The following is a 16,262-nucleotide window of genomic DNA, read 5'->3' as shown; positions in this document are numbered from 1 at the left end:
GCGGTTCGCGCAGACGGTTTAGCGACGATGACAGGAACAAAGACCGCCGAAACGCTGGAGGGCGCTCTACCCGAAGCGCTGGACCGCCATGCCTGCAAGCTGCTCGACAAGGCACATGAGCGCGAAAAAATGCTCGCAACGGCGGAAAGCTGTACCGGAGGGCTGCTTGCCGCCTTGCTGACCGATGTGCGCGGGCGGGGGCACGTGTTCGAGCGCGGCTTCGTCACGTATTCGGAAGAAGCGAAAAGCGACTTGCTCGGCATTCCGCTGGAAACGATCAAGCAGCACAATGCCGTCAGCCGCACCGTGGCCCTCGCCATGGCGAAAGGCGCGCTCGATCGCTCCCGAGCCGACATGGCGCTGTCGATCACCGGCTTCGCCGGTCCGGGCGGGGACGACGACGAGGAGGGGCTGGTACACTTCGCCTGCGCCCGCCGCGATGGGACCACCTGTCACCGGGAGGAGCACTTCGGGGCGATCGGCCGTGCCGGCGTGCGGCTCGCTGCGCTTGAAGTCGCGCTCCAGATGCTGGAAGAAGCACTCGACACATGACCGAGACCCGCGACCACCCGTTCTATTCACTTCATTCGCACGGGCTGGTCCGCGTCGCTGCCAGCACGCCCAAGGTGCGCACTGCGGACGTGGCCTTCAACTGCCAGGCGATCCTGGATGAGGCGCGGCGGGCGCATGATGCGCATGTCGACCTGCTGATCTACCCGGAACTGTGCCTGTCGTCCTACGCGCTGGACGATTTGCACATGCAGCTCGCGCTGCTCGATGCGGTCGAGGTACGGGTGGCGGAGGTGGTCGCCGCCAGCGTCGATCTGGTCCCCGTGCTGGTGATCGGTGCGCCGCTGCGCCACAACGGCCGCATCTACAACTGCGCACTGGCGATCCACCGCGGTCGGCTGCTGGGCGTGGTGCCCAAAAGCTATCTGCCCAACTATCGCGAATTCTACGAAAAGCGCTGGTTCGCCAACGGACGCCAGATCGCCGGCCTGGAGATCGCGGTGAACGGTGAGAGCGTGCCCTTCGGCACCGACCTCATCTTCGCGGCGGACAATCTGCCGGGTTTCAAGCTGGCCATCGAGATCTGCGAGGATTTCTGGGCGCCGATCCCGCCATCCACCTATGCCGCGATGGCTGGCGCAACCATCCTGGCCAACCTTTCCGCCTCCAACATCGTCATCGGCAAAAGTGACGAGCGCCACATGCTGTGCCGTTCGCAAAGCGCGCGCGCCGTTTCGGCCTATATCTACTCCGCCACGGGTCACGGGGAGAGCACGACCGACATGGCGTGGGATGGCCAGGGCATGATCTATGAACTGGGCGACTTGATGGGCGAGAGCGAGCGCTTTTCGCTCGAGCCTGAACTCTGCATCGCCGACATCGATTGCGAGCGCATCCTGGCGGACCGGATGCGGATGCAGACCTGGAACGACGCATGCGAGGCTGAGGGGCGTCCGGAGGACATCTACCGCACGGTGCTGTTCGAACACCAGCCGGCGGGCGGCGATCTCGACTTGATCCGACCGGTCCGGCGCTTTCCGTTCGTGCCCAACCGGATCGAGAGCCTCGACGCGGATTGCTTCGAAGCGTTCAACATCCAGGTCGATGGCCTGATGCGCCGCTTCCAGTCGACCCGCGGGGATTCGATGGTCATCGGCGTATCGGGCGGGCTTGATTCCACCCATGCGCTGATCGTCGCCGCCAAGGTGTGCGACCGGCTGGGTCTGCCGCGCACGACGATCCGTGGTTACACCATGCCGGGCTTCGGCACTTCAGAGGGCACAAAGACCAACGCCTGGAAGCTGATGAACGCGCTTGGCATCACTGCCGAGGAGATCGACATCAAACCGGCCGCGCAAGAGATGCTCGCCGCTATCGGCCACCCCTTCGGACGCGGCGAGCCGGTTTACGACGTCACGTTCGAAAACGTGCAGGCGGGTCTGAGGACCGACTATCTGTTCCGCCTGGCGGGTCATCACAACGGGTTCGTCATCGGCACCGGCGACATGAGCGAGCTGGCGCTGGGCTGGTGCACTTACGGCGTGGGCGACCAGATGAGTCACTACGGCGTGAACTCCGGCGTGCCCAAGACCTTGATCCAATACCTCATCCGCTGGGCCGCGCGCACCAATCAGTTCGATCCCGCGACCGACGCGGTGCTCGACGCGATCGTGGGGCAGGAGATCAGCCCCGAACTCATCCCAGCCGGCGAAGACGGCGAGATGCAGAGCACCGAGGACAAGATCGGTCCGTACGAGCTCAACGACTTCTTCATGCATCACATCATCCGCTTTGGGCAGCGGCCCAGCAAGGTCGCATTCCTTGCCTGGCACGCCTGGCGCGATGCGCAGAGCGGTCGCTGGCCGGCCGAGTTTCCCGAACACCTGAAGAATGCCTATGACCTCGCGACGATCGCGCGCTGGTTGGAGAGCTTCTGCAAGCGCTTCTTCGGCTTCGCCCAGTTCAAGCGCAGCGCCATGCCCAATGGCCCGAAGGTCAGTGCTGGCGGAGCGCTCAGCCCGCGCGGTGATTGGCGGGCGCCGTCCGATGCGGTTGCCGACGTGTGGGTGGAAGAACTGCGAGCAGGCCTGCCGCCACTTGGATGACCGGCACAAAGCGCAGCGCGCCGCGTTTAAGTTTCAACTAGCGACGGACACCTGCACTTCATGGCCACGATCACGGGACTTGCGACCGCAGTCCCTCACCTCGATTTCGAGCAGGATTATCGCCGCTGGGCGTTGGCGCGCTTGGGAGACAGCCGTGAGGCGAAGCTGTACGACCGGATGGCGGCACGGTCCGGCATCGAACATCGCTGGTCAGTGCTGACGGAGGACGATGCGCGGCTCGATCAGGGCGTCGGCTTTTATGGCGGAGCGTCTCCGTCGACCTCTGCCCGGATGGAGATTTATGCGCGCGAAGCGCCGGAGCTGGCCTTGAAAGCGATAGCCGCGCTGCCGGACCTCGGCGAACCGACGCACATCGTGGTTGCCAGTTGCACCGGCTTCGTCGCGCCTGGCATCGATCAGATCATCGCGCGCCGGCTGGGCCTGACCGATCAGGTGGAACGGGTGCTGATCGGTTTCATGGGCTGCTATGCCGCGGTCACCGCGCTGCGAACCGCGCGGCACATCGTCCGCTCCCAACCCGAAGCGCGCGTGCTGGTGGTGACGGTGGAGTTGTCGAGCCTGCACCACCAGGAAGAGATGGATCTCGAACCCCTGCTGATGGGCGCCCAGTTCGGTGACGGCGCCGCCGCGGCGATCGTCACGCGCGACGGGGCCGGGCTGGGACTGGGCGAAGGCATCTCGGCAGCGCTGGAGGACAGCGAGGAACTGATCACCTGGCGCATCGGCGACACGGGCTTCCACATGCGACTGTCGGGGGAAGTGCCCGGGCGGATCGCCGCCGCGCTCGCCAACCCTGAGGTGCAAGAGCGGATCACCGGCGGTGCCGTGCCGCACGAGATCGAGGGCTGGGCGGTTCACGCGGGCGGCCGGTCGATCCTGGACGCGGTGGAAAAGGGCCTGCACCTGCCCGCCACCGCGCTCGACGAATCCCGCGAAGTGCTGCGGATGTGCGGCAATATGAGTTCCTCCACCCTGATGTTCGCGCTCGGCAAGATCATGCGCCGCCGCCCTGTGAGCGGAGTGGCGCTGGCCTTCGGCCCCGGTCTCGCGATGGAGGGCTTCCGCTTCGGCTGGCGCGATGCTGGCTCTGCTTGAGTGCTGAGCGAACGGTCCTCTCGCGAAGAGCTGATGGACGACCCCGCCCTGGACGCGGGCACCTACACCCGGGTGTTGCATGATCTGGCGCGCGTCAACACGGTCACCCTTGCGCGGCGTCCGACGCTGGCCTTCCTGAAGCGCGCCATCGGCACGCACAAAAGGTTCAACCTGCTCGATGTCGGCTTCGGTGATGGCGACATGCTGCGCAGGATCGCGAAATGGGCGAAACGGCGCGGCATCGAAGCGCGGTTGACCGGGGTCGATCTCAATTCCCGCAGCGTCGCCGCGGCGCGCGACGTTACCCCGGCCGAGCTTGGAATCGATTATCGCACCGGCGATTTTGCCGAGCTGGCGGACGAAGGGTGGGATTGCGTTATCTCCAGCCTGGTCGCCCATCACATGACCCGCGAGCAACTGATCGCGTTCCTGCGGTTCATGGAGCGGGAAGCGCGGGCCGGGTGGCTGGTCAACGACCTGCACCGCCACGGCTTTGCCTATGCCGGCTGGCCGCTGCTCGCGGGCGTGATGCGGTGGCACCCGATCGTGCGGCATGACGGCCATCTGTCGATCGCCCGGTCTTACCGGCCTGCCGAGTGGACCCCGCTTCTGGCGGAAGCCGGCGTGCAAGGGGCGCGGGTGTTCCGCCAGTTTCCGTTTCGCCTGTGCGTGGAGAAAGTGCGCTGATGCCGCCGCTGGTCTTGGGTGCGGGGCCCGCCGGCAGCATCGCGGCAATCGTGTTGGCGAGGGCTGGCGCGGAGCCGGTGCTGATGGACCGCGACGCACAGGTGGGGGACGCGCTGTGCGGCGGGTTCCTGTCGTGGCGGAGTGCCGCCCGGCTGCGGGCGATCGGGGCCGATCCGGCGGAGCTTGGCGGCCACGCGGTCGACGCCTTGGCGCTGATCGTCGGGAGGCACGAGGCTGTCGCGCGTCTCCCGGCGGCCGGGTTCGGGTTGTCGCGCCGGGCGCTCGATACGGCTCTGCGCGCTCGGGCGGTGGCAGATGGGGCGCGGCTGGTGATCGAGCGGGCGCGCGCGGTCCGGCCCGGCGCGATCGAGGGCGACAGCCGCGAGTGGCCATCCGAGGCGATTTTCCTGGCGACCGGCAAGCACGACGTGCGCGGCGAACCGCGACCACGCACCGCGAGCGACCCCGCGCTCGGGCTGCGCATACGCCTGCCGGCCCAGGCTGGGCTGCACGCCATGTTGCGCGGGCGGATCGAGCTGCACCTGTTCGATGGCGGCTATGCCGGGATCGTTCTGCAGGAGGATGGCTCCGCGAACGTGTGCCTCGCCCTGCGCAAATCGCGGCTGGCGGCGGCGGGCGGCGATCCCCGCGCGCTGCTTGATCACCTCGCCGGCGCGCACCCGCGCTTCGCTGAGCGGATGGCGTTTGCCGGCACGGACTTGCCCATCGATACCGTCGGCTCGGTGCCTTACGGGTGGATTGCGCGGGATTCGGAGCGCGGTCTGTTTCGCCTGGGAGATCAGGCGGCGGTAATCCCGTCGCTGGCGGGAGAGGGCATGGCGATTGCGATGACCAGCGGCGAGCTGGCCGCGAAGGCATGGCTGGCGGGACACAGCGCGCCCGGCTTCCAGCGGCGCTTCGCCCGCCGAGCGTGGCGCCCGGTCAGGACCGCCCAGCTCGTATGGGAAACCGCCGAACGCCCGCGCGGTGCGCGGCTGCTGGCGGCGCTGGCAGGCAGGGCGCCAGTGCTGGCGCGCGCCGCCATGGCGCTGACCCGGATCTAGAGCGCGACCACCCAGCCGTGCGGATCGGGTTGCTCGCCGCGCTGGATGCCGACCAGCCGCTCACGCAGCCGCGTCGTCAGCTGGCCGGGACCGCCTGACCCGATGGTGAATTCAAAGTCCGGCGCGGCGACCTTGCCGACCGGGGTCACCACCGCCGCGGTGCCGCACGCCATCGTCTCCACCAGACGGCCGGATGCCGCGTCGGCCCGCCACTGGTCAATCGCATAGCGTTCCTCGCGGATAGTCAGCCCCTCGTCGCGCAGCAGCTGGATCAGGCTGTCGCGGGTGACGCCGGGCAGGATCGTGCCGCCGAGCGGGGGGGTGATCACGCTGCCATCGTCGAACACGAAGAACAGGTTCATGCCGCCCAGTTCCTCGATCCAGCGGCGTTCCACCGCGTCGAGGAACACCACCTGGTCGTGCCCCTTGGCAATCGCCTCCGCCTGCGGAACCAGGCTCGCCGCATAATTGCCGCCGGTCTTGGCCGCGCCGGTGCCGCCGGGGGCGGCGCGGACATAGTCCTGGCTGACCCAGATCGACACCGCCGGCGCGCCCGACTTGAAGTAATTGCCGACCGGGCTGGCGATCACCAGAAACTTGTATTCGCGCGCGGGCCGCACACCCAGGAATGCCTCCGACGCGAACATGAAGGGGCGCAAGTAGAGCGAGCCGCCGTCGACGGTGGGAAACCAGTCGCGATCCTTCAGCACCAATTCGCGGCAGGCGGCGATGAACAGGTCTTCGGGCAAGCGCGGCATCGCCAGCCGATCCGCCGACTGGTTGAGCCGGGCGGCGTTCACCTCGGGACGGAACATCGCCAGGCTGCCATCGGGGTGGCGGTAGGCTTTCAACCCTTCGAAGATTTCCTGTGCGTAATGCAGCACCGCGCACGCGGGATCGATGATCAGCGGCTCGCGCGGGCCGATCCGCGGCGAGTGCCAGCCTTTCTCGGCATGGTAATCGATCGTGACCATGTGGTCGGTGAACACCGAGCCGAAGCCGGGGTCGGCAATGGCCTGGGCGCGAGTTTCGCCGGGGACGGGAGCGGGGTGGGGCAGGTGCGCGAAATCCATGCGCGGCGGTTAGTAGCGCAGCAGCATGGGCGCAAGATCAGCCGTCCCGGCGCGCCCCGTATGGTACAAATGAGAAGGGCGGCTCCTGCCAAGCAAGAACCGCCCTTCGCATGGTCAGCGGCCAGTGCGGCCGCCCACGAAGCCTCTATCGGCGAAGAAGACTACCGATAATGCTCCGCGAGGGTCGACACCGACCTCCCTGCTGAACCATGAGACATCGGTCACCTCCTTTCGCGCTGGATAGCCAGACCCCTGTTTCACCTGGGGCCGAGAGCCGCGTGTATCGCTGGCCTCAAGGCGCAATGTGAGTCGAACAGCCGGCGAACACAAGACTTGTAATGGAGTTTTTCACTGTCAGGATCGGTGGTTCGCGCTCCGGTCCCGCACAACGCGCTGGCGCCTGGCTGATCGGCCGGGTTGCACGGCGCACGGAAGCTTGCGAGACCTTCGGCAATGAGCAGGGAAGAACGCTTTTTCGCGGCGGTGGCCGCGCGCCAGGTGGTGCGAGCTTCCGTGCGCGCCATCGTCATTTCCGATCGCGGATATCTCGTCCAGCGTCTAACCGATGGGCCGAACGCGCACTATGCCTTCATCGGCGGTGAGTACGAACTGGGGGACAGCTTCCAGGCGCGCTTGCGGGCCGAGTTCGAGGAAGAGACGAGCGCGCGGGTCGTTTCCGCGCACTATCGGTTCGTCGTCGAAAACCGCTTCCGGTCCGGGTCTCACGAGGTGCAGACGCTCGAACACTATTTCGAAGTCACGCTCGATCGGGAACAGGTCTCCAGCCGGGAGGAGCACCTTGAACAGGTGTGGCTCTCGCCCGGCCAATTCTTCACGGCAGACGTGAAACCCGCCATCGTTCGCGATGCGCTGCGAACCGCGACGTGGCGCGATGTGCGCCATCTGGCGGTCACCGGCTAGCGCGGCGTCCCGCCAGGGGTCCAGTGTCGCGCGGTTAGCGGCAGTCTTCGATCACTCGCGTGACTTCCGGCCAGCTCGGCAGATAGAGCGGGGGTGCGCCGGCCACCTCGATCGCGAACCGGCCTTTCGAGAGCGCCATCGAATCGAGCAGCGGATCGCTGGCGGCCAGCACCACGCGCATCGCGCCGTTCACGGGGGAACCGGCCAGCGCGCGGTTGTCGAATTCGGTGCGCACGGTGACTGGCGCTGATGCAGCGAAGTTGCCGGCGCGGATCAGTTCCACCGATCGGGACGCAGGCACGCAGCGCATCGCGAAGCGCGGCTCGCTGGCGGCTTCGCCGAAGCGCGCCTCGCTGCCGCCGCTGACGGGACTGTAGCGCCAGTCGCCCGGGGTCTGCGGCGCGTCGATCCAGTTGGTGAACGCGGGCGCGGGCAACGGGGCCGGTGTAGGCCGGGCGACGGGCTGCTGCACCGGAGGCGTGGGCGTGGGCGCGGGCCTGGGCGCCACGCACGCCGCGGTGCCCAGAAGTAGCGCAATGGTGATCGAGCGGCGAAACTGCATGATTTCTCCCTGTTCCCGCGGAGTTCAACGCACGCTAGGCGATGCGGTGCCAATGGGAAAGAAGCGCCTCGACCAGTTGCTCGTGGACCGCGGGCTGGCGGAAAGCCGCACGCGCGCGCAGGCGCTGGTCATGGCGAGCCTCGTGTTCTCGGGCGAAACCAAGCTGTCCAAGAGCGGTCAATCGCTGGCGGAGGACGCCGCGATCGAGGTGCGCGGGCGCGACCACCCGTGGGTTTCGCGCGGCGGGATCAAGCTGGCCCACGCGCTGGACGTGTTCGCGCTCGATCCGGCTGGGGCCACCGCGATGGATATCGGCAGCTCGACCGGCGGATTCACCGACGTTCTGCTGCAACGCGGGGCGGTGCGGGTGTTCGCGGTCGATTCGGGCACCAACCAGCTCGCCTGGAAACTGCGGCAGGACCCCCGCGTGGCGGTGCTGGAACAGACCAGTGCGCGCATCCTGACGGCCGAGCAGATCGACGCGCAGTGCGGCTGGGTGGTGTGCGACGCCTCGTTCATCGGTCTCGCGAAGGTGCTCGAGCGGCCGCTGTCGCTCGCCGCGCCCGACTGCCGGCTGGTCGCGCTGATCAAGCCGCAGTTCGAGGTGGGGCGCGAGGAAGTGGGCAAGGGCGGGGTGGTGCGCGCGGCTGAACTGCATGCGCGGGTGTGCGGCGAGGTCCGCGAATGGCTCACCGCCGGCGGCTGGACGGTGGACGGTCTCACCACCAGCCCGATCACCGGGCCCGAAGGCAACGTCGAGTTCCTGGTGGCCGCGCGCCGGGGCCACGTTGCGCCCGCCGCCGCGCTCGGCCAAGACGAAGCAAGCGTCGCGACCCAGGGCGAATCAGGGGAAGTGGAATGACCGGACTGGCATCGAGGCGACAACTGCGCGCGAGCCTGATGCGTTGGGCGCTGTTCACCGTGCCGCTGGTGCTGCTGCTCGGGTTCCTGTCCGGCCGCGTCGGCAGCAGCGCCGACAGCCCGTGGTTCCAGGCGCTCGCCAAGCCTGACATCTTCCCGCCGCCGATGTGGTTCGGGATCGTGTGGACGATCCTGTACGTCATGATGGGGCTGGCGCTGGCGATCGTCTGCGCCGCGTGGGGCGCGCGCGGGCGGACAGCCGCGATCATCGCATTCGCGGTGCAGTTGGCGGTGAACCTCGCGTGGTCGCCGGTGTTCTTCGGGATGCAGCAGATCAGCACGGCGCTGATCGTGATCGCGGTGCTCGATGTGCTGGTGATCGTCACCATCGTGCTGTTCTGGCGCGTGCGGCGAAGCGCGGCGCTGCTGCTGCTGCCGTATCTGGCGTGGATCGCGTTCGCGACCTTGCTCAATTACGAGTTCCTGCGCACCAATCCCGAAGGCGGGCCGGGGCAGGAGAGCGGGGCGGCGCAGCGGTACGAGATCTGACGCGCCGGAATCCCACTTGCGGGGCGCCGGGGCAGCGACCACATAGCGCCTTATGCAAAGCGAAAACCATCTGATCTCCGACTTCGTCAAGCTGGCCAACGCTGCCGCCGGGACCGCCGCGGGCATGGCGCGCGAAGCGCGCGAAGGCGCGCGGGAACGGGTGCGCGAGGCGGTCGGCGGACTGGACTTCGTGTCCCGCGAGGAATTCGACGCGGTCAAGGACATGGCCGCCCGCGCGCGCGAGGAAAACGAACGGCTGTCGGACCGGATCGCCGCACTCGAAGCCAGGCTGGCGGCGGGCGGGAACGCTGGTTCCTGATCAAGGTTTAGGTGGAAAGGATCGTTCCACCATCTTCACTCAGCTTAACCCGCCGCTCCCCTTGCACGTCCTCGACAAGGGCGACGGCCTCGCCATCGGTCTGATCGACTACGGTCCTGAGCATAATCTGCTGTGGATCACCGCGATCGACGCGACCGGCGAAATCTGGTGCGCACCCAATCCGCAAGTTCGCGTGCAGGCCAACTGGAGCATGGGCCGCGCCCGCAGCGGCACCGTCGCCGCTTCCCGCGAGCGGATCGCGGCGAAGGCCGGATCCGGAGTGGCATGCGAAGATTGCGCCGACATGGTGGCGCCGGTCGCCGCCTAGCTCTCCCGCCGCACCCCGCCGCTCGCCACGCGCCAGATGGCGGCCTGGTCGATGATCGGGTCGAAGGGCGCGGTTTCGGTCCCGGTGAACCACACTTGCGTGCCGCTTCCCGCCAGCCGATCGAACAGCGCCGCGCGCCGGACGGGATCGAGATGCGCGGCCACTTCATCGAGCAGCAGCACCCCCGTGCGGCCGCGCGCCGCCAGTTCCGCGTGCGCCAGCGTGATCGCTATCAGCATCGCCTTCTGCTCGCCGGTCGAGCAGCGCTCCGCCGGTTGCTCCTTGCCGGCCATCGTGATGTCCAGATCGTCACGGTGCGGACCTTCGAGCGTCCGCCCCGCCGCCCGGTCGCGCGCGCGCGCGGCACGCCAGGCTTCGGCACTCGCGGCTCCGCCTGACCGGTAGGCGAGCTCGGGCAGCGCGAACGGCGCGCGGGGCAGGGTGGCCAGCGCGGCGGTGAGGGCCTCTACCAGCGCGGCCCGTCCGGTTGCCAGAGCCGAGCCGGCTTCCGCCATCTGGCCCTCGATCCCGTCGAGCCACAGCGGGTCGGGAGTCGCCTCGCCCGCCAGCAGCCGGTTGCGTTCGCGTAACGCGGCTTCAAAGCGCGCGGCGTTGCGGGCGTGACTGGCGTCGAGCGCCACCGCCAGCCGATCGAGCCACCGCCGCCGGCCCCCCGCGCTGCCGGTGAACAGCCCGTCCATCGACGGTGTGAGCCATGACAGCGCGAGCCATTCGCCCAGCGCGACCGCGCTCGCCTCCGCGCCGTTGATCCGCACCAGCCGGCGGGTGGGCCGGACCGGATCGATCAGGGTGCCAAGGCGCACTTCGTCCGTGCCCAGCGACGCGCCGACCGCAAATCCACCGTCCTCTGCGGCGGAGGCTATCTCGGTGAGAGCCGCGCGGCGCAAGCCCCGTCCGGGGGCGAGCAGCGAGAGCGCTTCGAGCACGTTGGTCTTGCCGGCGCCGTTTTCGCCCACCAGCAGATTGAAGCCGCGCGCACCCTCAAGCGTGGTTTCGCGATGGTTGCGAAAGCGGGACAGGGAGATGCGGTCAAGGGCCATCGTAAGTGCCTCGGTTAGCGGTGCGGCACCGCTGCCGCCAGCCGCCATTTCGCCGATACCAACTGTTGGTAAAATTTCCCGATGATGAGCGCGACGTTAATCGCGCAGACATCGGACCGAGACCGAAAATGGCGGAATTCTGCGGTTTCGCGAATTGGCACGCTGCTTGCGAAGTATGCGGCATCCACCGGATGATCCGATGGAACGCTTGGACAAGGAAATCAGGAAATGCCCGTACTCAACAACAAGCTCGGTGCCGCTCTCATGTCAGCCGCTTTCACCCTCGTGATGCTGTCGATGGCAATCGCTCCCGCAAACGGTGGTGCGCTGCTCCCGGGCGTCATGGCATGAGCGCCATCGACCGCCAGCGCCCCGCTGTGACCCCCGTGCCATCGGGGTTCGGCCTCGACCGCGCCAATGGCAAGATCTTCGGAGTGTGTTCCGGGATCGGCCGCCACTTCGGGATCGATCCCATGATCGTCCGCGCCGTGTTCGCCATCGGCACGATCATCGGTCTTGGATCGTTTGTCCTGATCTATCTGGCGATCGCATTGATCGCTGACTGAGGAGGGCGCGGGGGTATTCCGCGCCCTTTCTCATGCCGCCTCACATCGCGCTGATGCCGCCGTCGAGCTTTAGCTCCGCCCCGGTCATGAAGCTGCTTTCGTCGCTGGCGAGGAACAGCACGCCATCGGCGATCTCCCGGGGTTCCCCGACCCGCTTGAGCGGAATCTGGCGAGCCAGCTTGTCCATGATAACGCTTTTCTCGCGGCCCGAGTTCGCGACCATCCCGTCGAGGATCGGCGTGTCGACGAACGTCGGGTGGACCGAGTTGCAGCGGATATTCCACCCCATCTTGCCGCAATAGAGCGCGACCGATTTCGACAGCATCCACACCGCCGCCTTGCTGGCGTTGTAGCCCGGCATCGTGTCGCTCGCGATCAGGCCGGCGATCGAACTGATGTTGATGATCGACCCGGGCTGGTTGTCCTTCATCAGCGGCAGGGCCTTCTGGCAGCCCAGGAACACGCTTTCGACGTTGATCGCGAAACCGCGGCGCCATTCTTCGAGCGTGCAGGTCTCGATGTTGCCGCGCACGCCGACACCCGCATTGTTCACCAGCACCGACAGTCCGCCGAGCTTGTCCCGCGCCATCTCGATCGCGGCGTTCCACTGATCTTCGCTCGTGACATCGTGCTGCATGGCGAAGGCGGTGCCCGCGCCGTGCGCATCGTTGATCGCGGCGGCGGTCGCTTCCGCCCCGGCGCCGTTGACGTCGGTGCACAGCACCCGCGCGCCTTCGCGTGCGAGCACCTGGCAGTGCGCCGCGCCCAATCCTTGCGCCGCGCCCGTCACCAGCGCCAGCTTGCCCGCTACCCGTCCACTCATAGTCACCCTCTCCCGATGATCGATGCTCCCAAGAGGAGCAGCAGCTTGGCGTCGATCCCGACACCCGCCTGGCGCCGTTCTTCGACGAACGCGGGCACTTCGTCCAGCGGCACGCGGTAGACGGTGATGTCCTCGCTGTCCGTCCCGCCGCCGTCGCCGACTTTCGTAAGGCCGGTGGCGCGGAACAGGTGGAAGCTTTCTGACAACATCCCGGGCGAGGAAAAGAACTGGCCGCAGTCGTCCATGCGGCCGGCGCGGTAGCCGGTTTCCTCCTCCAGTTCCCGGCGCGCGGCGGTTTCGGCCTCCTCGTCCGCATCGTCGGCGTCGCCGACAAGGCCGGCCGGCAGCTCGAGCGAACGGATGCCCATCGGCACACGGAACTGCTCGACCAGCAGCACGTGCCCCTGATCGATCGCCACAATCAGCGCCGCACGAATGCCGCGCGCCCGGCTGACGTACTCCCACCGCCCGCGCTTTCGCGCGACGATGAAGCGGCCTTCCCACACGACCTCCTCCGGCGCCTCCGCATCGGGCGGCAGGTTGGGCTGGTCGCTGGACATCACACCTCGATCAGGCGGTCGGGAAGCTCGTTGCTATCATCCTCGGCGCGCGGGAAGTGCTCGGACAGAACGGCGCCGACATCGGCGATGCCTGCGCTGAGCCCGTCCGCGATGCGGCCTTCACGGATGTGCACCAGCATGTCGGCCATCGCCTCGCCCCAGACCTCCGCCGAAACCTGCGTGGCGATCGCGGCGTCCGCGACGATCTCGGCCCGGTGTTCGCGCATGGACAGGTAGATCAGCACGCCCGTGCGGCCGTGCGTGCGCCGCTCCGCCCCGACCTTGAAGTGACGCACCGCCGCGTCGCGCACCCGCCCCTGCTTGATGGGGGCGGGGATCAGCGCGAACTTGAGCGGCCGCCACAGCTGGATCAGCCAGGTGCCCGCGAACTTCACGACGAACCCGGCGAGCGCCAATGAGAGAATTTCGCGCGTGGTCCATTCGTGGTTCCACCCGCCGAATAGCCATTCGACAAGGCGCAAGTAGAAGTCGGGCATCAGCGTGAATGCGGCCAACGCGAGCGTGCCGACCAGCACGGACCAGGCGAGCTGGATGTCGCTGTAGCCATCGGACTGATCGGCCAGCACGGTGACGATCTCGCCTGCACTCTCCAGTTCAGCCGCGGCGACTGCGGCCGAGACTTGCGCATGCTCGGCATCGTTCAGATAAGCCATCGTCAGCCCCCGCTACCAGCCACCGGATGCGCCGCCGCCGCCGAAGCTGCCGCCGCCACCCCCGAAACCGCCGCCGCCGAAACCGCCGCCGCCAAAGCCGCCGCCTCCACCACCGCCTGAGCGAGCGGCCGCGCTGAGCGCTTCCCACAGGATGATATTGCCCACTGCGCCGCCCATGCCGCCACGCTCGCGATAGCGCCGGCCTTTACGCCCGCCGCGCATCATCGGCAGGATGACGAAGAACAGCAGGAACCCGCCCCAGATCAGCAGGCCGAACGGGAACCCGCCTTCGCCACCCGATCGCACGCGTGTCTCTGCGGCCTGCGCCACCTTGGCCGCTTCTTCGGCCGGCAGCTCGAGCTGTTGGATGATCTGGTCGGTACCCGCGACGACACCGCCGGGCATGTCTCCCGCCCGGAACTTTGGCAGGATGGTGTTCTGCACGATCAGCGTGGAATAGCCGTCGGTCAGGACAGGCTCCAGGCCATAGCCGACCTCGATCCGCACCTTGCGGTCGTTCGGGGCGACCAGCAGGATCACCCCATCGTTGCGCTGTTCGTCGCCGATGCCCCACTTGCGCCCGAGCTGGTAACCGTAATCGGCGATGTCATAGCCCTGCAGACTCGGCACCGTGGCGACGACGAACTGGCGCTGGTTGCGCTGTTCGAAGGCGGTCAGCTTGCTGTCGAGCTGCGCCTCGACCGCGGGCGGGAGGATGTTGGCCGCATCGACCACCCGCCCGGTGAGAGCGGGAAACTCCTGCGCCGCGACTGGCGACGCGAGGAGCGCCGCCAGCCAGGCGAAGACCAGCGCGAGTGAGCGCGCCAAGGCTTACTGGTTCGCGGCCGAAGCGGTCGGCGCCGGCGCGTTGTCATTGGCGCCGGTCGCCCGCGTGGCCGAACCGGAGGGCGTCATGTCGAGCGTGGGCGCCACTTCGGCACCAGCGGTGACCGCCTTGTACGGCACGATCGGCTTCGCGCCGTAGATCACGTTGGCGCCGATCGCGCTGGGGAACGTGCGGATCTCGGTGTTATAGTCGCGCACCGCCTCGTTGTAGTCGCGGATCGAGATGCGGACCTTGTTCTCGACCCCTTCGAGCTGGCCCTGCAGCATCTGGTAATTGGTGATGGACTTGAGGTCGGGATACGCTTCGAAGTTCGCGAGCAGGCGGCCAAGGCCCGAGCTCAGCTGGTTCTGCGCCGCCTGGTATTCCGCCATCTTGGCGGGATCGGTCAGGTCGTCGGCGTTGATCTGGACGCTCGTCGCCTTCGCGCGGGCCTCGATCACGTCGGTGAGGATGCCGCGCTCCTGCTCTGCCGCGCCCTTGGCGACTTCGGCGAGATTGGGAACGAGATTGGCACGTTCCTGGAACGCTGCCTCGACATCGGCCCAGCGCGCCTTCGCGGTTTCTTCCTTGGTGGGGATCGAGTTGATGCCGCAGGCGGAAAGGCCGATCGCGGCCATCGCGACCACGACGGTGCGGCGGAGAGTGGTGAAGGTCATTGCGTCGAGCATCCTATGCAAGCAGCTGTCAACACGGCGCGAAAGGCGCGCCCGGCCTGTATTGCGGTTCTAGCACACCGGCCGGCGCGTTCAAGCGGCCCACCGCTTGCTACTCAAGAAAATCGGGGGCACATCTCACGCTGACATAACCGGGCAGGAGGTGGATTGTGTTCACAGAGTTCAAGGAATTCATCAACCGCGGCAACGTGCTTGATCTGGCGGTGGCGGTGATCATCGGCGCGGCCTTCGGCAAGATCGTCACGTCGCTCACCGACAGCGTCATCATGCCGGTGATCGGCTGGCTGTTCGGCAACACCGATTTTTCAAGCTATTTCATTCGTCTGGGGCCGATACCTGAGACGTACAATGGTTCGCTGACGAACTATGCCGCGCTCAAGGAAGCGGGCGTGCCGATGATCGGTTATGGCGACCTCGTGACCCAGGTGGTCAACTTCCTGATCGTGGCCTGGGTCATCTTCCTGGTCGTGAAGGCCGCCAACAAGGTCAATCGCCGTCCGGACGAAACGCCAGCGGGGCCGAGCGAGATCGAGCTGCTGGCGGAAATCCGCGATGAGCTGCGGCGGCGCGTCTAGTCACTTCACATTCAGCGAAGGGCGACTATATCCGTCGGTGCCGGTCCAAGGGAAACCGAAGGCCGGATATGGCGATAAATTGCGGTGTGCAATAGATACAGCGGACCCGGGGGCAGTACCCGGCGGCTCCACCACCTCCTCTGGCGTTGCAGGGGAAATGACGGGGCCGAACTAGGATCGACGTGTATTGAAAAGCATCGTTTTTGCTCGGGCTGAGTAACCCGTTCAAGGCTCAAAACCCACAAGTGCCAACGACAACGAAGCACTTGCTCTCGCTGCGTAATTCTAGGGGCTAACGCCCTGAAGTTACAAGGCTTTGAGCACGGTTCGGACCGAACCGGGTAACAGAATCGGAAACCGGGGGCCCGGGGCGGGCCTAGCAACAGA

Annotated in this window: 22 protein-coding genes; 13 read left to right on the top strand and 9 right to left on the bottom strand. The window is 67.1% G+C overall.

Going from position 1 to position 16,262, the window contains the following annotated elements; genetic code table 11:
* Positions 1-27: 27 nt before the first annotated feature.
* From E0504_RS10275 to E0504_RS10255, 5 genes are read left to right on the top strand one after another with little or no spacing between them, the layout of a single operon-like run.
* The gene (locus tag E0504_RS10275; protein ID WP_131623658.1) at positions 28-552 is read left to right on the top strand and encodes a CinA family protein; all 525 of its coding nucleotides are present in this window, start codon (positions 28-30) and stop codon (positions 550-552) included.
* Positions 549-2,615, top strand: coding sequence for an NAD(+) synthase (locus E0504_RS10270; protein WP_131623656.1), 2,067 nt, complete (start codon positions 549-551; stop codon positions 2,613-2,615). The genes E0504_RS10275 and E0504_RS10270 overlap by 4 nt, the downstream gene beginning before the upstream one ends.
* Positions 2,616-2,675: 60 nt before the next feature.
* Entirely contained in the window at positions 2,676-3,731 is a 1,056-nt protein-coding gene (locus tag E0504_RS10265) for a type III polyketide synthase (protein ID WP_131623654.1), read from the top strand.
* A 33-nt stretch (positions 3,732-3,764) separates the two neighbouring features.
* Positions 3,765-4,418 (top strand): methyltransferase domain-containing protein, encoded by a 654-nt coding sequence (locus E0504_RS10260; protein WP_131623652.1) that lies wholly within the window; start codon positions 3,765-3,767, stop codon positions 4,416-4,418.
* Positions 4,418-5,482 (top strand): NAD(P)/FAD-dependent oxidoreductase, encoded by a 1,065-nt coding sequence (locus tag E0504_RS10255; RefSeq protein WP_131623650.1) that lies wholly within the window; start codon positions 4,418-4,420, stop codon positions 5,480-5,482. The genes E0504_RS10260 and E0504_RS10255 overlap by 1 nt, the downstream gene beginning before the upstream one ends.
* Here the strand turns inward: E0504_RS10255 and E0504_RS10250 are convergent.
* Positions 5,479-6,555, bottom strand: coding sequence for a branched-chain amino acid aminotransferase (locus E0504_RS10250; protein ID WP_131623648.1), 1,077 nt, complete (start codon positions 6,553-6,555; stop codon positions 5,479-5,481). The genes E0504_RS10255 and E0504_RS10250 overlap by 4 nt on opposite strands.
* 453 nt (positions 6,556-7,008) lie before the next feature.
* Between E0504_RS10250 and E0504_RS10245 the strand changes: the two genes are divergently transcribed.
* Complete coding sequence (locus tag E0504_RS10245; RefSeq protein ID WP_131623646.1) at positions 7,009-7,476, top strand: NUDIX domain-containing protein; 468 nt, start codon at positions 7,009-7,011, stop codon at positions 7,474-7,476.
* A gap of 34 nt (positions 7,477-7,510) precedes the next feature.
* Here E0504_RS10245 and E0504_RS10240 read toward each other — a convergent pair whose 3' ends face one another.
* On the bottom strand, positions 7,511-8,038 hold the full coding sequence (locus E0504_RS10240; RefSeq protein ID WP_131623644.1) for a hypothetical protein: 528 nt from the start codon (positions 8,036-8,038) through the stop codon (positions 7,511-7,513).
* Positions 8,039-8,090: 52 nt separating this feature from the next.
* On the opposite strand from E0504_RS10240, the gene E0504_RS10235 reads away from it, so the two are divergent.
* The 4 genes from E0504_RS10235 (at position 8,091) to E0504_RS10220 (ending at position 10,095) form a co-directional block, all read left to right on the top strand.
* Complete coding sequence (locus E0504_RS10235; RefSeq protein WP_131623643.1) at positions 8,091-8,900, top strand: TlyA family RNA methyltransferase; 810 nt, start codon at positions 8,091-8,093, stop codon at positions 8,898-8,900.
* Positions 8,897-9,448, top strand: coding sequence for a TspO/MBR family protein (locus tag E0504_RS10230; RefSeq protein ID WP_131623641.1), 552 nt, complete (start codon positions 8,897-8,899; stop codon positions 9,446-9,448). The genes E0504_RS10235 and E0504_RS10230 overlap by 4 nt, the downstream gene beginning before the upstream one ends.
* Positions 9,449-9,500: 52 nt before the next feature.
* Positions 9,501-9,767, top strand: a complete 267-nt coding sequence (locus E0504_RS10225; protein WP_131623639.1) for an accessory factor UbiK family protein — start codon at positions 9,501-9,503, stop codon at positions 9,765-9,767.
* Positions 9,768-9,828: 61 nt separating this feature from the next.
* Positions 9,829-10,095, top strand: a complete 267-nt coding sequence (locus tag E0504_RS10220; RefSeq protein ID WP_207912442.1) for a hypothetical protein — start codon at positions 9,829-9,831, stop codon at positions 10,093-10,095.
* Here the strand turns inward: E0504_RS10220 and recF are convergent.
* Both recF and E0504_RS50310 read right to left on the bottom strand, forming a co-directional pair.
* A complete protein-coding gene (gene recF, locus E0504_RS10215; RefSeq protein WP_131623635.1) occupies positions 10,092-11,156 on the bottom strand; it encodes a DNA replication/repair protein RecF in 1,065 nt (354 codons plus the stop codon). The two genes, E0504_RS10220 and recF, sit on opposite strands and share 4 nt — an antisense overlap.
* Positions 11,157-11,170: 14 nt before the next feature.
* Complete coding sequence (locus E0504_RS50310) at positions 11,171-11,344, bottom strand: hypothetical protein (protein WP_165938462.1); 174 nt, start codon at positions 11,342-11,344, stop codon at positions 11,171-11,173.
* Between the two features lie 40 nt (positions 11,345-11,384).
* On the opposite strand from E0504_RS50310, the gene E0504_RS53420 reads away from it, so the two are divergent.
* Together E0504_RS53420 and E0504_RS10210 are read left to right on the top strand one after the other, a co-directional pair.
* Complete coding sequence (locus E0504_RS53420) at positions 11,385-11,507, top strand: hypothetical protein (RefSeq protein ID WP_282595924.1); 123 nt, start codon at positions 11,385-11,387, stop codon at positions 11,505-11,507.
* Entirely contained in the window at positions 11,504-11,722 is a 219-nt protein-coding gene (locus E0504_RS10210) for a PspC domain-containing protein (RefSeq protein WP_131623633.1), read from the top strand. Before E0504_RS53420 ends, E0504_RS10210 begins: the two co-directional genes overlap by 4 nt.
* Positions 11,723-11,762: 40 nt before the next feature.
* Here the strand turns inward: E0504_RS10210 and E0504_RS10205 are convergent, their stop codons facing one another.
* The 5 genes from E0504_RS10205 to E0504_RS10185 are packed head-to-tail and all read right to left on the bottom strand — an operon-like array spanning position 11,763 to position 15,282.
* On the bottom strand, positions 11,763-12,545 hold the full coding sequence (locus tag E0504_RS10205) for an SDR family oxidoreductase (protein WP_131623631.1): 783 nt from the start codon (positions 12,543-12,545) through the stop codon (positions 11,763-11,765).
* Positions 12,546-12,547: 2 nt separating this feature from the next.
* Entirely contained in the window at positions 12,548-13,105 is a 558-nt protein-coding gene (locus tag E0504_RS10200; RefSeq protein ID WP_131623629.1) for an NUDIX hydrolase, read from the bottom strand.
* Positions 13,105-13,779, bottom strand: a complete 675-nt coding sequence (locus tag E0504_RS10195) for a TPM domain-containing protein (RefSeq protein WP_131623627.1) — start codon at positions 13,777-13,779, stop codon at positions 13,105-13,107. Before E0504_RS10195 ends, E0504_RS10200 begins: the two co-directional genes overlap by 1 nt.
* 12 nt (positions 13,780-13,791) lie before the next feature.
* Positions 13,792-14,607, bottom strand: coding sequence for a YgcG family protein (locus tag E0504_RS10190; protein WP_131623625.1), 816 nt, complete (start codon positions 14,605-14,607; stop codon positions 13,792-13,794).
* Positions 14,608-14,610: 3 nt separating this feature from the next.
* Positions 14,611-15,282: a LemA family protein gene (locus tag E0504_RS10185; RefSeq protein ID WP_131623623.1), complete on the bottom strand. Its 672-nt coding sequence runs from the start codon at positions 15,280-15,282 to the stop codon at positions 14,611-14,613.
* 167 nt (positions 15,283-15,449) lie between these two features.
* On the opposite strand from E0504_RS10185, the gene mscL reads away from it, so the two are divergent.
* A complete protein-coding gene (gene mscL, locus E0504_RS10180; RefSeq protein WP_131623621.1) occupies positions 15,450-15,875 on the top strand; it encodes a large conductance mechanosensitive channel protein MscL in 426 nt (141 codons plus the stop codon).
* Positions 15,876-16,262: the final 387 nt, after the last annotated feature.

The sequence above is a fragment of the Parafrankia sp. BMG5.11 genome (genome assembly GCF_004337455.1).
The sequence above is the reverse complement of the archived record's forward strand: the minus strand, read 5'-3'. Positions and strand labels throughout refer to the sequence as shown.